General features: G+C 72.5%; 12 protein-coding genes. 5 read left to right on the forward strand and 7 right to left on the reverse strand.

The genetic code is table 11. The features are described 5' to 3' along the window. Window positions 1-171 precede the first annotated feature (171 nt). Window positions 172-1,806 carry a M1 family metallopeptidase gene (locus tag ACFO60_RS01405; protein WP_380835879.1) on the forward strand — a complete coding sequence of 545 codons (1,635 nt, stop codon included), beginning with the start codon at window positions 172-174 and terminating at the stop codon, window positions 1,804-1,806. A 146-nt stretch (window positions 1,807-1,952) separates the two neighbouring features. Here the strand turns inward: ACFO60_RS01405 and ACFO60_RS01410 are convergent, their stop codons facing one another. Then, the gene (locus tag ACFO60_RS01410) at window positions 1,953-2,897 is read right to left on the reverse strand and encodes an SAM-dependent methyltransferase (RefSeq protein WP_380835881.1); all 945 of its coding nucleotides are present in this window, start codon (window positions 2,895-2,897) and stop codon (window positions 1,953-1,955) included. 375 nt (window positions 2,898-3,272) lie between these two features. Continuing rightward, on the reverse strand, window positions 3,273-3,752 hold the full coding sequence (locus ACFO60_RS01415; RefSeq protein WP_380835882.1) for a pyridoxamine 5'-phosphate oxidase family protein: 480 nt from the start codon (window positions 3,750-3,752) through the stop codon (window positions 3,273-3,275). A gap of 176 nt (window positions 3,753-3,928) precedes the next feature. Between ACFO60_RS01415 and ACFO60_RS01420 the strand changes: the two genes are divergently transcribed. Beyond that, the gene (locus ACFO60_RS01420) at window positions 3,929-6,166 is read left to right on the forward strand and encodes a hypothetical protein (protein ID WP_380835883.1); all 2,238 of its coding nucleotides are present in this window, start codon (window positions 3,929-3,931) and stop codon (window positions 6,164-6,166) included. 177 nt (window positions 6,167-6,343) lie between these two features. Here the strand turns inward: ACFO60_RS01420 and ACFO60_RS01425 are convergent, their stop codons facing one another. After that, window positions 6,344-7,204, reverse strand: coding sequence for an aldo/keto reductase (locus ACFO60_RS01425; protein ID WP_380835885.1), 861 nt, complete (start codon window positions 7,202-7,204; stop codon window positions 6,344-6,346). A 171-nt stretch (window positions 7,205-7,375) separates the two neighbouring features. Here ACFO60_RS01425 and ACFO60_RS01430 point away from each other — a divergent pair, with 171 nt between their 5' ends. Together ACFO60_RS01430 and ACFO60_RS01435 are read left to right on the forward strand one after the other, a co-directional pair. Then, window positions 7,376-7,813 (forward strand): Fur family transcriptional regulator, encoded by a 438-nt coding sequence (locus tag ACFO60_RS01430; protein WP_380835887.1) that lies wholly within the window; start codon window positions 7,376-7,378, stop codon window positions 7,811-7,813. Window positions 7,814-7,864: 51 nt separating this feature from the next. Further along, on the forward strand, window positions 7,865-9,217 hold the full coding sequence (locus ACFO60_RS01435) for a VIT1/CCC1 transporter family protein (RefSeq protein WP_380835889.1): 1,353 nt from the start codon (window positions 7,865-7,867) through the stop codon (window positions 9,215-9,217). Window positions 9,218-9,292: 75 nt separating this feature from the next. Here the strand turns inward: ACFO60_RS01435 and ACFO60_RS01440 are convergent, their stop codons facing one another. From ACFO60_RS01440 to manA, 3 genes are all read right to left on the reverse strand, one after another. Further along, window positions 9,293-10,039: a TSUP family transporter gene (locus ACFO60_RS01440; protein ID WP_380835890.1), complete on the reverse strand. Its 747-nt coding sequence runs from the start codon at window positions 10,037-10,039 to the stop codon at window positions 9,293-9,295. Between the two features lie 65 nt (window positions 10,040-10,104). Beyond that, window positions 10,105-10,596 (reverse strand): hypothetical protein, encoded by a 492-nt coding sequence (locus ACFO60_RS01445; RefSeq protein ID WP_380835892.1) that lies wholly within the window; start codon window positions 10,594-10,596, stop codon window positions 10,105-10,107. Between the two features lie 470 nt (window positions 10,597-11,066). Then, the gene (manA, locus tag ACFO60_RS01450) at window positions 11,067-12,179 is read right to left on the reverse strand and encodes a mannose-6-phosphate isomerase, class I (protein ID WP_380835893.1); all 1,113 of its coding nucleotides are present in this window, start codon (window positions 12,177-12,179) and stop codon (window positions 11,067-11,069) included. Between the two features lie 315 nt (window positions 12,180-12,494). Here manA and ACFO60_RS01455 point away from each other — a divergent pair, with 315 nt between their 5' ends. Continuing rightward, the gene (locus ACFO60_RS01455) at window positions 12,495-13,553 is read left to right on the forward strand and encodes a DUF2293 domain-containing protein (protein WP_380835895.1); all 1,059 of its coding nucleotides are present in this window, start codon (window positions 12,495-12,497) and stop codon (window positions 13,551-13,553) included. Window positions 13,554-13,744: 191 nt separating this feature from the next. Here the strand turns inward: ACFO60_RS01455 and ACFO60_RS01460 are convergent, their stop codons facing one another. Next, the gene (locus ACFO60_RS01460) at window positions 13,745-14,191 is read right to left on the reverse strand and encodes an SRPBCC family protein (RefSeq protein WP_380835896.1); all 447 of its coding nucleotides are present in this window, start codon (window positions 14,189-14,191) and stop codon (window positions 13,745-13,747) included. Window positions 14,192-14,399 lie beyond the last annotated feature (208 nt).

A 14,399-nucleotide genomic window follows, 5' to 3' on the forward strand; every position in this document is an offset into this window, starting at 1 on the left:
GGTGAGGCGGCCGGTCCGCCCGCTCGGCCGCTCCGCGTCCGCCGCCTCGCTACACGACTGATACGCGGCTGAGCCACGGCGAAGGCCCGGTCTCCACAGCGCGGACATCCTCCCCGGCCAGGGTTGTCCCAGCGCGCCGAAGCGGCGCCCTGACTCCCGAAGGTGGTCGACATGTTCTCCGTTCCCGCACCCGGCGACGCGTTCAACGCCCAGCCGTCACCGCGAACCGGCCCGTCCGGCGCGCGGCCGGCGCCGGCCGCGTTCGAGGCGCTCGGCCTCCGGCGCCGCCAGGCGCGACGTCGCCGCGAGGCCGCGCGCAGGTCGCTCACCGCGCTGGCGGTCGCCTCGGCGGTGACGGTGACGATCTCAGCGGCCCCGGGGCTTTCCCCCACGTGGGCCGGCACGTCCGGCCGTGAGGCCCCCCGGCCCGGCGCGCACACCGCCGGGGATCGGCTCTTCACCTACCTCGGGAACGGCGGGTACGACGTCCGCTCCTACGACGTCGCCTACGACTACCGCGCGGGCACCCTGAAGATGGACTCCTCGGTGCGCATCACGGCCACGGCGACGCAGGCGCTGTCGGCTTTCAGCCTGGATTCGGCGGTCGAGCGCGTCAAGTCGGTCGCCGTGCAGGGCAAGCCTGCCGCGTTCCGGGTCTCGGGCGAGAAGCTCCTGATCACTCCCAAGCACGCCCTGCGCAAGGGCGAGAGCTTCCACGTCGACATCTCCTACCGCGTCGATCGCGGGCAGAACCCGCCGTCGCCCTCCTACCCGCCGGGGACGCACATCCTCGACCACTGGATCAACAAGGACGACGGCTTCGCGCTCATGGGCCAGCCGGACCGCGCCCACATGTTCTTCCCCGGCAACGACCACCCGAGCGACAAGGCCCGGTTCACCTTCCGCATCACCACGCCGAAGGACCTCCAGGCCGTGGCCGGGGGGACACTGCGATCGCGCAAGACGACCGGGGACCGGACCACCTTCACCTACGTCGGCCGTGACGCCATCCCGACCGATGTCGCGCAGGCGGCCGTCGGCCGCTTCACGAAGGTGACGGCGCGCGGCCCGCACGGCCTGCCGATTCGCAGCTACATCGCGACCGGCCGGTACAAGGCGGCCAAGCCGATGGTGGACGACATCGCCCGCCAGGTCGCCTGGATGGAGAAGGAGTTCGGCCGCAGGTTCCCCTACGAGGCCTACGGGGTGCTGGGAGTGCCGGGAACCTACGCCGGCGTCGCCCTTGAGTCGGCGACGCTCTCCACGTTCGCCGTCGACGGACTGGCGAAACCGGTGAAGGAGATCGCGCCGACCATGATCCACGAGCTGGTCCACCAGTACTTCGGCGACGCCGTCTCGCCGCACGACTGGAACGACATGTGGATCAGCGAGGGCCACGCCGACTACTACCAGCTGCTCTATTCCGTGGACAAGGGGTACCGGGAGCTCGACGACGTCCTGAAGCAGCGTTACGAGTTCGAGTTCGGCAAGCGGCTCGAATCCGGGCCTCCCGCACGGCTGAAGTCGGCGGCGGACGTGCTGACCGGGGGCAACAACGGAGGGGCACTGATGCTCGCGGGCCTTCGTCACCAGGTCGGCGACGCGGTCTTCAAGCGGATCGAGCGGACCTTCTTCGACCGGTACAGCGGCGCGTCCGCGACGACCCGGAACTACATCGACGTGGCCAACAAGGTCAGCGGGCGCGACCTGACCTCCTACATCGAAGGATGGCTCTACGGCGCCAAGGTACCGCCGATGCCGGGCCACCCGGACTGGAAGCCTCCGGCGGACCAGAAGACCTCCTGAGCGAAGGCGTCAGGAGACCTTCTGAGGACCTTCGGAAGCCGGCCGGGCGAGTGGGGTTGGTGGGCTGGACGGCGGGCGGGTGCATCCCGGCCGGGTGAGAGCGCTCGCGGGCGTCCGCCGGTGGTCCCGGCTCCTACTTGCGGCTCCTACTTGCGGCCGACCGCGCAGAACTCGTCCATCTCGGGGAGGCCGTGGAGGGAGATCAGGTCAGGGCGCCATCGCGGGCAGGAGACGATGCCCGGGTCGACCAGTGTGAGACCGTCGAAGAAGCGCGCCATCTGGCCGGGGGTGCGCAGGTGGTACGGGGCCGGGGCCACCGCGTTCCACTGACGGACGGCCTCGACGACCCGGTCACCGGTGACGACGCTCGTGCTGTGGGTGATGGCGAGGTGGCTGCCCTCCGGCACGGCGTCCAGCAGGCGGGCGACGATCGCCCCGGCTTCGGCGTCGTCCCCGATGAAGGGCAGGATGCCCAGCATGATGATGCCGACCGGCCGCGTGAGGTCCAGGGTCTGGGACGCCGCCCGCAGGACGGCGTCCGGGTCGCGCACGTCGGCGTGGACATAGTCGGTCATGCCCTGCGGCGCGCTGGTCAGCAGTTGCTGGGCGTGCGCCAGCACCAGAGGATCGTTGTCGACGTAGACGACGCGGCATTCGGGCGCCACCTGCTGGGCGGCCTCGTGGGTGTTGTCGACGGTCGGCAGGCCCGCCCCCAGGTCGAGGAACTGGCGGATGCCCGCCTCACCGGCCAGGTAGAGGACGGCACGGCCGAGGAACGCCCTGGAGTGGCGGGCGATGTCGACGATCTCGGGCAGCACCCGCATGGTCTGCTCGCCGACCGCGCGGTCGACCGGGTAGTTGTCCTCCCCGCCGAGCCAGTAGTTCCAGATGCGCGCCGAATGCGGCACGGTCGTGTCCACCTCCGGCACTGCGACGCCGGTCGCGGCGGTACCGGTCGCGGCGGCGCCGGTCGCGGACGCAGCGGTGCCGGTCGCGGTTGCGGCGGTGCCGGTCGCGGTTGCGGCGGTCGCGGACGCGGCAGTGTCGGTGGCGGGCTGCGGCCGGTCGGGGGTCGTCGCGTGCTCTGTCACCGGACACTCTCCTGCACTGCGGATACACGGCAATCGTCGGCGCGTACCGGGCGATCATCGCACCCAGGGACGCCCGCCGTGAAGAGATCAACCTCCGGCAAGTCGCCTATCTCAGACATCCGCCGACAAATCAGGCCGCCGCATGGCGCGCCAATCCGAGCGGATGACGGCCCGGCCGGGGCGGATGACGGCCCGGCCGGGGCGGATGACGGCCCGGCCGGGGCGGATGACGGGCCGGCCGGGGCGGATGACGGGCCGGCCGGGGCGGATGACGGGCCGGCCGGGGCGGATGACGGGCCGGCCGGGGCGAGGCCGGGCCGGCCAGAGTGCGGGTGACGGGCGGTCAGTGGGGGTGATGGGCTGGGAGCTGGGGTGTCACTTACGGCGGACGACGCGGTGGCCGGTGGGCTCGTGCCACATCTCGATCACCAGGTGCTGGGCGTCATCGTCGACGCGGGTGAGGACGATCTCGGTGACGTCGATGCGGAAGAGGTGGAACTCTTGCCCGGGCGGGCCGCCATAGCTCGCGCGGACCCCCTCGTCGGTGATCTCGACGGCCTTGCCCGCGAGTTTGGCGTCGCCGCTCCAGCTGCTCGGATCGGCCTCGTCGGCGTCCTCGGAAGGACTGTGGACGGCCAGGCGGGGATCTCTGCGCAGATCGAGGGCCTTGACCGCGCCGGGCATCGAGCCGAACCAGACCTCGCCCTGCTTGAACTCGACCTCGATGCCGCTGATGCGCGGCGAGCCGTCTTTTCGGAGGGTGGCCATCGTCTTGTGCTTGCCCTTCGCCATGATCTGCACCACGCGGGCGGCCAGCTCGGGGACTTCCCTCTCGATCTCCTGCCATGAAGCCATGCCGTCATCCTGCCTCCCGGCACCGACACTTTCCGCCTGAGGCGATTTCCGCCCCTGGGCTCACTCTCTGGAGTGAACATGTAGGCCGTCCGTGACATCCGGTGCGGTGGTGCTCGCGTCCAACTGGCACGGGGGCTGGCCGTATCTCTCACCCATGGCAGACCGAAGGGCGGACAGTGAGGTCGACGACACGGCTCTACCAGGCTGTATTGCGAGACGGCTCCAAGCCCATCTGGGTCCGGCTTCATCGCGCCTTCTCGCAGTGGGCGGCGGAGAAGGGCTTTCCGTCCGCCGACGCCGCCGGGCAGAGGGCGGCGTACGAGGCGGACGGCAGACAGCTGATCTTGGAGCGCCGTGATCTGTGCGGGCGGTACGTCCTGGACGAACCGTGCGACATCGGCGTGCTGCGCACCAAGGCGGTGTTCCTCGACGGCACCGATCGGGCGCCGGGCTGGGTCGTGGTGACGGTCGAGCAGCTCGGCGGCGCGCACAGCGGGACGTCCCAGGCGCCCGGGTTCCTGCCCGCGTACCTGCGCACCCACCGGATCACCGACGGCGCGGTCCACCTGGCGGACGCCTCGGTCGTCCTGGCCGAGCAGGAGGTCGCCCACTTCGTCCATGTGCTGACCGAGCCACGGCGGCGCGTGCCCATCGCGGTCGTGACGCCGGATCCCGGAAGCGCCGCGCGCGCCGAGTGGCTGGCGGCCGCGGTGGCCGGAGCCGGTGTGGTGGTGCGGCTGGCCGACAAGCACACCGAGGACCTTTTCAACCAGGCCGTCGGTAAGGACCTCGGCGTGTACGGCGGGGCGATCCGCACCTACGCCGCCCCGTTCGATCCGGCGACCGAGCGTCACGTCTACCGCCATCCGCCGATGCGTCCGGCGAAGCTGCGCGAAGAAGGCGAAGCGGCGCTTGCCAAGATCGCGGAGGGCATGATCGGCCGGTCCGCGGGTGTGGACCTGCCCGACGAGGTGCAACGGGCCCTGCCGGTGGTTCACCGGGTGCTGGCCGGGCGCTCACCGTCCGCGGAACTGGCGGATGCGATGGGCCCGCGTCCCAGACCCGCCGGTCCGGCGCGCGAGGAACTGCGGCGCAAGATGATGACGCTGGCCGTGCGCCCCGGTCCGGCGGCCGCGGCCGTCACGCCCGCCTCCCGGATCGCCGCCGCGCCCGCCACCAGGGACACCGCCGCAGGCGCCGTCGCGCCGGCCGCCGGTGATGCCGTCGTGCCCGCACCCCGTCCGGCCGCCGGGCCGGGCGCGCGGGACACCGTCGTCCCGGCACCCCGGCCGGCCGCCGCGCCCCACGCCGCGTCCGGGGCCGGCTCGTCCGCCGGGTCGCTCGCGGGACCGGCGCCGGCACCGCGCGCGGCGGCATCCGAAGCAGGGACGTCCTCCGGAGCGGACGCGACCGGGTACGCGCCGCATGAGACGCCGGCGGGCCGGCGCGGAGGCGAGGAACCGGCGTCGAGCCGTCACGCGGTCGAGGACGCGGGGGTGGGCCGGCATCCCGACCTGGAGGCGGGGACGGACGCCGGGGCGGGCCGGCATCCGGCCGCGGACGCGCGGCCCGAGCTCGCGCACGAGGTCGCCGAGCTGGTGGTCAAGGAGATGCGCGAGGAACTGGAGACCGCCCTCGGGCTGGCGGCCGGCCTGGACACCGGGCAGCAGCTCCTGCGCGAGGTGCGCACGCTGGGCCTGCGTCTGGACGGCCTGCGTGACCTGGTCGTCGATGAACCGCCCCCGCCGGACGACCCGGAGGACACGGAGGTGGCCTACGCGCTGCTGCAGGAGGAGTACGCCGACGCCGTGGACGCGGCGCGGGTGCTCGCCGAACGCGTCCGATGGCTGGAAGGCGCGCTGGCCGAGCTGGGCCACCCCATGTACGGCGTCGCCGTCCCCGAGGAGGTGTTCCATCCCGACAGCCTGTCCGAGGCGCTGATCGAGGCGAGGTCCAGGCTCACCCATGTGGTGATCGGCGACACCGACTCCCCCGCCGCGCGCCTGGACGTCGTCTACCCGGGGCTGCGCCGCAGCTGGGCCGGCAAGGCCTGGGACGCGCTGCACGCCCTGAACGACTTCGCCCGCGCGCGCTCCAGCGGGGAGTACGCGGGCGGCTTCTACGACTGGTGCGCCGTCGGCGTGCCGGGCCGCTACACGGTCCCGACCGGGATGCTGGTCATGCGCGAGTCCAAGAGCGTCACCAGCCGCGACAAGTTCCGCGATCCGCGCACCTTCCCCGTGCCGACCGAGGTCGACGCGCGCGGCGAGATCCTCATGGAGGCCCACATCAAGCTGCGCGCGGTCGGTTACCCGGCGCCGCGCATGTACTTCCACGACGACTCGGGCGGCGCCACGGGAAAGGTGTACGTCGGCTATCTCGGCGGGCATCTCCCGAACACCCGCACCAACTGACGTCGGTCGCTTCGCGCGACGACGCGGCTCGGGCGCCCGGCCCCGCCGGGACGGGGAGCACCCAGGCGTCCTCCCCGGGCGTGCGCACGGCGGACGACCTCCCGAGGCGTCCGTGCGCACGGCGGACGACCTCCCCGGGCGTGCGTGCGGCGGACGACGCCCGGGGTGTCGCCGTGGTCAGGCCGCGTCGAGGCGCGACAGCTCTTCGGGCGACAGCTTCAGGTCGACCGCGCCGGCCGAGTCGCGGATGGTCTCCGGCCGCGACGAGCCCGGGATGGGGATGACGACCGGCGCCTTGGCGAGCAGCCAGGCGAGGCAGACCTGCTGCGGGCTGACCCCGTGCTCGTGCGCCACCTCCGCGAACACGGCGAACCGCGAGCCGAGGTCGCCGGCCTGCGTGATGCCGCCGAGCGGGCTCCACGGCAGGAAGGCGATGCCCATCTCGGCGCACAGGTCGAGCTCCGGCTCGCTGGAGCGGAAGGCGGGCGAGAACTGGTTCTGCACGCTCACCAGCCGCCCGCCCAGGATCTCGGCGGCCTGCCGGATCTGATCGGGGTCGGCGTTGGAGATGCCGGCCATCCGGATCTTGCCCGCGTCGAGCAGGTCGCGGATGGCGCCGACCGAGTCGGCGTAGGGCACGCTCGGGTCGGGACGGTGGAACTGGTAGAGGCCGATGGCCTCCACGCCGAGCCTCTCGAGCGACGCCTCGCAGGCGGTCTTGAGATAGTCGGGCGAGCCGTTCACCGTCCAGGAGCCGTCGCCGGGGCGCAGGTGGCCGCCCTTGGTGGCGACCAGCACGTCGGAGGTGTCGCCTCCGTAGCTCGCGAGAGCGCGGGCGATCAGCGACTCGTTGTGGCCCACGTCGGTCGCCGTGAGGTGGTAGGCGTCCGCGGTGTCGATCAAGGTGACGCCGGCGTCGAGCGCCGCGTGGATGGTCGAAATGGAACGCTGCTCGTCGGGACGCCCCTCGATGGACATGGGCATGCCGCCCAGACCGATCGCGCCGACCTGGACGTCGCCGATGCGGCGAGTCTGCATGAAAGTTCCTCCTCGAAAAAGATCAGCTACTACGCCAGTCTCCTCTTCCCACAATAAAGCCGTCCAACTGGGGCAATTAGGGCGTCGTACCCGGCCGCCTGGCGCGCCGCCGCGGGATGTAGACTTATTTGCACAATATCCATATAAGGCCGAACCCGATGGCCGGAGGAGATGGTGGGCGAGTTCACCGGTGACACCGTGGCGTCGCTGCGGTCGGCCGGGCTGCGGGCGACGCGGCCGCGGCTGGCCGTGATCGAGGCGCTGCGCTCGATGGGCGGCCACCGCACGGCCGACGACGTGCACGCGCACCTGGCGGGGCGCGGCGTCTCGCTGCCGCGCACCAGCGTCTACAACTCGCTGGTCACGCTGGCCGACCTCGGTGTGGTGCTGCGCGCGGACGTCGGGCCGGGCGCGGCGGTGTACGAGGTGGCCGAGCGCCGGCACCACCATTTCGTCTGCCGGCGGTGCGGGCAGGTCAGCGACGTGCCCTGTGCCGGGGACGCGAAGCCCTGCCTCGCCCCGGGCGGCGACATGGGCGAGGTGGAGGAGGCGCAGGTCATCTTCCGCGGGGTCTGCCACGACTGCCTCGGCCGGAACGCACCCGCCTGAGGGCCGCGGATACCACAGCACGCCTGTACGACCGGGCAGGAGGCACAGAGCATGAGCGCCGAGATCGGCAACACCGAGAAGGACCACCACGGCGCGCGCGGGGACCGGCGATCAGCGGCCCGCTATCGCGGCGCGCTCGACTCCGAGCGGCAGAGCGCCGCCCTGTACCGCGGGCTCGCCGCGGGCGCCGAGGGAGAACGACGGCAGATCTTCCTGCAGCTCGCGGCCGTGGAGGAGCGGCACGCCGCTCACTGGGCGGACAAACTCGCCGCCCTCGGCGAGCGGGTGCCCGGCCCTCGCCGGTCCAGCATGCGCATCCGCCTGCTGTCCTGGCTGGCCCGCCGCTACTCCGTCGACGCGGTGCTGCCGTTCGTCGAGCGCGCCGAGCACGCCGACGCGGGCCTGTACGACGGCGATCCCGACGCCGACCCCGGCATGGCCGCCGACGAGCGCTCGCACGCCCGGGTGCTCACCCGGATGCGCCGGCGGGAGCGAGCGGACCAGGGCGAACACGACCTCCCCGGCACGAGCGGCGCGGACGGCATGGCCGGTGCGAGCGGCGCGGGCGGGCTGAGCGGCGCGGACGGCATGGCCGGTGCGAGCGGCGCGAACATTGTGGAAGGTGTGAGCGGCGCGGGCGCGCTGAGCGGCGCGCGTGGCCTGAGCGGTGTGGGTGGACCGAGCGTTGGGGGCGGCAGGGGCGTGGCCCGGCGCGAGCGCTGGCATCGCAGCGACCGCTCCGGCACGTTGCGCGCGGCCGTGTTCGGCGTCAACGACGGCCTGGTGTCCAACACCTCGCTGGCCATGGGGTTCGCCGGGTCGGGGGCCGCGGGGCACACCATCTTGTTCGCCGGGCTCGCCGGCCTGCTGGCCGGCGCGTTCTCGATGGCCGTCGGCGAGTACATCTCGATGCGCAGCCAGCGGGAGGCCTACGAGCGCGAGATCGCGCTGGAGGCCGAGGAACTGCGCGACGACCCCGAGGCCGAGGCGGAGGAACTGGCGCTGATCTACCGGGCCAAGGGCCTGGACGCCGAAGAGGCCGAGCACGTCGCCAAGACGATCATGAAGGACCACTCCACCGCGCTGGAGACCATGGCCCGTGAGGAACTGGGCCTGGATCCGGAGGAGCTCGGCTCGCCGTGGTCGGCGGCGCTGTCCAGCCTCGTCGCCTTCGCGCTGGGGGCCGTCGTGGTCGTCATCCCCTACCTGTTCGGCGATGGCACGGCCGCCCTGGTCACCGCGGTGCTCCTGGCCTCGCTGGCCCTGTTCACGGTGGGCGCGCTGCTCGGGATGCTCAACGGCCGGTCGCCTCTGCTCACGGGCGCCCGGCAGCTCCTCATCGGCGGAGGCGCGGCCGTGGTCGTGTACTTCATCGGCCACGCCATCGGCGCCGGCGGGATCTGACCGATCGGCCACCTACCGCCGAGCCGCCGCGGACGGCCGGCTCCGTGGTCAGCACGTGAGGCTCCGGCTTGATGGTCAGAACATGAGGCGGATCGCGGCGAGGAAGGTGAGGGCCAGGGTCATCCGTTCGAACCAGGTCCTGTTGATGCGCTTGACGATCACGCGCCCTACCACGCCTCCCGCGACGACCGCCGGGGCCGTGACCGCGGCGAAGGTCAGCGTGGCGGGGGTGATCAGGCCGAGCGCCACGCTGAACGGCACCTTGAAGGCGTTGATGGTCAGGAAGAACCACGCGGTCGTGCCGAGGAAGCCGAGCATCGGCAGGCCCGCCGCCAGGAAGTAGACGGCCATGATGGGGCCGGCGGCGTTGGCCGTCATGGTGGTGAAGCCGGCGAACACGCCCGCGGAGGCGGCCACCGCCCGGTGCTCGGCGAGCTCGGACCCGCGGCTCCGGTTCCAGAAGTGCAGGGCGATGATCACCAGCAGGATCGTCCCGATGATGCGCCGCATCTGCGCGTCGTCGACCCAGCGCACGACGAAGGCGCCGACGACCACCCCGACGGCCACCCAGGGGAAGAGCTTGAGCAGCCTTGGCCAGTCGGCGTGCCGCCGGTAGGTGACCACGGCGACCACGTCCCCGACGAGCAGCAGGGGCAGGAGCATCCCGGTGGAGCTCTTCGTCGGCAGGACCAGCGCGAACAGCGCGATCGCCACCGTGCCCGCGCCGGAGATCCCCGTCTTGGCGAATCCGACCAGGACCAGCGCGAAGAGCACCACCGCCCATTGGGCGAAGTCCAGGGACGGCAGCGTCAGCTCCAGCACCACGGCAGGATACGGGCATGTCCATATTTTTCGGACAGAGGGGCCCGGCGGTCACGCCGCCGGCGTCATGACGAGGACGGGCGTCCGAAGAACAGCTCGTCGGGGTGGAGGTCGAAACAGACGAGGTCGTGGTCGGCGGCCAGGCGCAGGACCGTCCGGCAGACCTCGGCTGCGCGGGGGAAGACGATGGACATCACGACGAACTCGTCCCCGACCGTCAGCGGTGTCGCCCACGGTGAGGTCCGGTAGTCGCCGTCGGGCAGGTCGGGGAACTCGTCGGTCAGCGCGTCGTAGAAGGCGATCACCTCGGCGACAGGTCCGCCGGCGCCTGCCTGAGCGGCCTTCTCGTCCGTCCAGGCCAGGCCACTCGTGGAAGCCGTGTCGCCGGCCGGAGCCGGGTCGCCGCCCAGGACCAGGTCCGCGGTCAGGGTCAGGCCGCCGCCCAGGTCCACCTCACCGGAGGACGCCTCCCCGGCGCACCAGGCGAGGTACTTGCGCGCCGCCTCCTCGGGAGTGAGGGGCGTGCGCGCGTACCAGACTCCAAGATCGACGCTCATGGACGTCCTCGCCTTCACGGCCACATCGACGGTGTCCTCCAGCGCCCGGCCTCGCGGGCCCGGAGGTATGCCACTCCAGTCTGCCCTCCCGCCGGAACAGGCGAGGACGCCGACATGACCCGCCCGAAGCGCAGGCTGCACCGGACACGAGGCCGCACCGGACACGAGGCCGCACCGGACGCAGGCCCGCACCGGACGTGGAGCCGCACCCGACGCAGGGGCGCACCCGACGCGGTCGCACCGGACGCGGGTCATTATCGGACGCGGGTCGTTATCGGAAGAGGCCGCTGCGGGCGTCGGGGGCGGGCCGGCCTTGCAAGGGGGGCGTAGAGGACGTCGGAGTGCGAGTACCGGGCGACCACGTCGCCCGCGGCGGGCTGAAAGCCGGGGTGGAAATCACTCAGATACGCACCGGCCCAAATCACTCAGATACCTACCGTCGAGGTCACTCGGATGCGTACCGGTCGAGGTCACTCGGGCGTGTGCCCGCTGCCTGCGGACGTACCGGGTTCGGCCACGAAGAGGGTGCCGGTCGTGCGGGCGGTGAGGGAAGGCTCGGCGGCGGGGACGAACGCGGACTCCCCCTGGCGGAGTTCGGCCGAGCCGACCGTCGCCGTCCCCTCGGTGGCCAGCAGGATGCGCGGCACTCCGCCGTCCAGGTGGACCTCACCTTCGTCGCCCTGGACGCGGCGCAGGCGGAACTCCGGGCTCGGGGTGTCGAACACGCCGCCCGGGCCGGCCTGGAGGGCGAGCGGGACCTCGCCGGGGTCGGTGATGCGCAGCAGTTCCTCGACGTTGAGCGGCTTGGGGGTGAGACCGGCCCGCATGACGTTGTCGGAGCTGCCCATGATCTCCACGCCGAAGCCCTTGAGGTAGCAGTGGAGCACGCCGGCGCCGAGGAAGAGGGCCTGGCCGGGAGCCAGCTCGTGCCTGCGCAGCAGCAGCGGCGCCAGGCACGCGGGATCGCCCGGATAGCGCCTGGCCAGGCGTACGACCAGCTCGTAATCGGGGTGGTGCACCGCCGAAGCGGCCCAGACGATCTGCCCGGCCGCCTGCTGCTTGCCGAGCAGGGCCTCCAGCGCCTTCAGCGGCGCGCCGCCCTCCAGCAGGGAGACGACGTCCTTGAGGTCGGGGACGCCGAGCCGGTCGACGAGCATCGCGGCCTGCGCGAAGGGTCGGAACCCGGCCAGCGCCGTGAACGGCGTGAGCGCGCACACCAGCTCCGGCTTGGGCCACGGGTCGCCGTAGACGCCGCGCGCGTGGCCGTCCACGGCCTGGTCGGCGGAGGGATGCACCTGCAGCGACAGCGGCTGGGCCACGGCGATGAGCTTCATCAGGTACGGCAGTCGCTCGCCGAACCCGTCGATCGTCGCCTCGCCGAGCCCGCCGCGGGGGTCGGAGCCGATGAGGTCGGCGAGGGTGCGGCCGTCGTCGCCGGCCAGCCGCGACGGGCCGGACGGGTGGGCACCGAGCCACATCTCCGCTTCGGGACCGGCCGCGGGCGCGGGCCTGCCGGTGAGCTCGGCGATGTCCGTGCGGGATCCCCAGGCGTAGTCCTTGACGGGGTTGGTCAGCAGGTGCACTGGTGCTCCTCGGTCGGATGCATGGCGCCGTCCGGCGGCGCCCTCGGCCTCGTGCGCGGTCGGACCCGGCGACGCCCCTGTGCGAGCTCGTCCGCGCCGGGGGCCGCGGCCGAGTCCAAGGGGTGGGACGTTCTGGGCCCGCCCGCATCATTTCACCCGTCGCCGCTGTCGAGGTGACCGCCCCTGAATGTCATCGCCGCCGCGCGGGCTCCCTGCTGAGGGCGAGCCGGGTGTGCTCTCTGCCGAGGGCGGGCCGCGTGGGCTCGTGAGGAGAACCGGCATGCGCACGCGTCCACTTAGGGCAGTCTTGGACGGGTGCGCAGCAAGCTCGGCGGCAGGGTGGCCCAGGTGGCGGAGACCGCCCTCGCCGTCCGCGACCACGTGACCGCGATCGACGTCCTGACCGGCCTGGGGTGGCTGCACGACCGCCATGTGGAGATGTGGCGGCAGGGCCGCGTCGACAGCCTGGAACGGCTGGCGCCCGTGGACAGGACCAAGATGGAGCAGGCCCTTGTCCACCTGCGCGAATGGGCCCTCGGCCGCGCCCTGGTGGAGAGCGAGGCGGCGTACGCGGCCGCGAGCCGCGATCGGCGGCCGCTGCGCTTCACCTTGGACGGGGACGAGGAGGCCGAGCGCGGGTTCCGCGTCCACTGGCTGTCGGCTCAGCTGAGCGAGTCGCGGCGGCGGCAGATCGAAGAGCGGCAGAACAAGGCCCCCGACCTCGTGGCCGTCGCGCCGCTGGAGGCGTGGACCTGCGCCGGATGCGGGGACACCGGCCCCTATCTGATCATGGAGGACGAACGCCCGCACTGTCTGACCTGCGCCGACATGGATCACCTGTGCTTTCTGCCCGCGGGGAACGCCGCGCTGAGCCGCCGCGCCAAGAAGGCGAGCGGCCTGTCGGCCGTGGTCGTCCGCTTCAACCGGCGGCGCAGGCGGCATGAGCGGCTCGGCGTGCTGGTGGAGGAGGAGGCGCTGGCGCGGGCCGAGGAGCAGTGCCTGGCCGACGAAGAGGTGCGGCTGCGCCGCCGCGAACGCGACCGCGAGCGGCGGGCCGGCGAGGACGCCGCGTTCCAGACCACGATGGCGGCGGAGATCCGGCGCCTGTTCCCCGGCTGCCCGGCGGAGCGGGCCGAGGCCATCGCCGGCCACGCCGCGGTGCGCGGCAGCGGCAGGGTGGGGCGCACCGCCGCCGCCCGCGCGCTGGACGAGAACGCGATCACTCTCGCCGTGGTCGCGAGCGTGCGCCACCTGGACACCGACTACGACGACCTGCTGATGTCCGGGGTGCCGCGCGTGACCGCCCGCGAACGCATCCGCTCTCGCCTCGACGAGGTCCTGTCCAGCTGGCGGTCCGCCGAGCCGACCGCGTAAGGGGACGACGTCCTATGAAGCGCGGAGACACCGCCCCGGCCGTGCATGCCACGTCAGGGCGGCATTCGTTGGAGTGCGCCACCCGCATGAGGACGCTGCCTGTGTCCGGGGCGCGGTCGGTGTCCGGGGCGTGGTCTGTGTCCGGGGCGTGGTCTGTTTCCGGGGCGTGGTCTGTGTCCGGGGAGTGGTCTCTAGATGCGGTCGAGGACGGATTCCAGGCCGCGCAGGACGCTCGATCGCCAGCCGCCGCCCATGACCCTCTGTGCCCGCCGCTGGAGGGGGTCGTCGGGGTCGAAGCCCTCGTGCAGGAGGAACAGCCGGGTGCCCTCGCCTTCCGGCTCCAGCGTCCAGGTGATCGTCCAGTCGGCGACGTTCGCGGGGTCGGCGTCCCGCCAGCCGATGCGGAGCATCCTGCCGATCTCGAAGGCGAGCACCTCTGCCGAGACCGTGCCGGAGAAGCCCGTGCCCGGCATGGGGACCATCCGCATGGTGTACCGGTGACCGACCTCCAGCCGGAAGTCGCCGGGCATCAGCCACTGGGCCAGCAGTTCGGGTTCGGTCAGCGCCCGCCATACCTTCGCGGGCGGGTGCGGCAGGAACTGATCGAGGTGGACGGTGGTCAGATCGTCGTCGCTCATCCCTCGTCGTCCCGTGCTCATCGCTCGTCGTCCAGGTGGTCGAGCAGGTCGCGCGACCCGGCGAGTCTCGCGCGCCGGAATCGCTCGAACGGGCTCGGTCACGGCCGCACCCCGTTCGGCGGCACCGCTGCCGGCCGATAGAGCCGCTGCCACCCGACCTTACGCTCCGTTACCGGCCCGCCTCGCGTAACACGCACATGTGCTCGGA

Source organism: Sphaerisporangium dianthi (assembly GCF_042654065.1).
Taxonomy (GTDB): Bacteria; Actinomycetota; Actinomycetes; order Streptosporangiales; family Streptosporangiaceae; genus Sphaerisporangium; species Sphaerisporangium dianthi.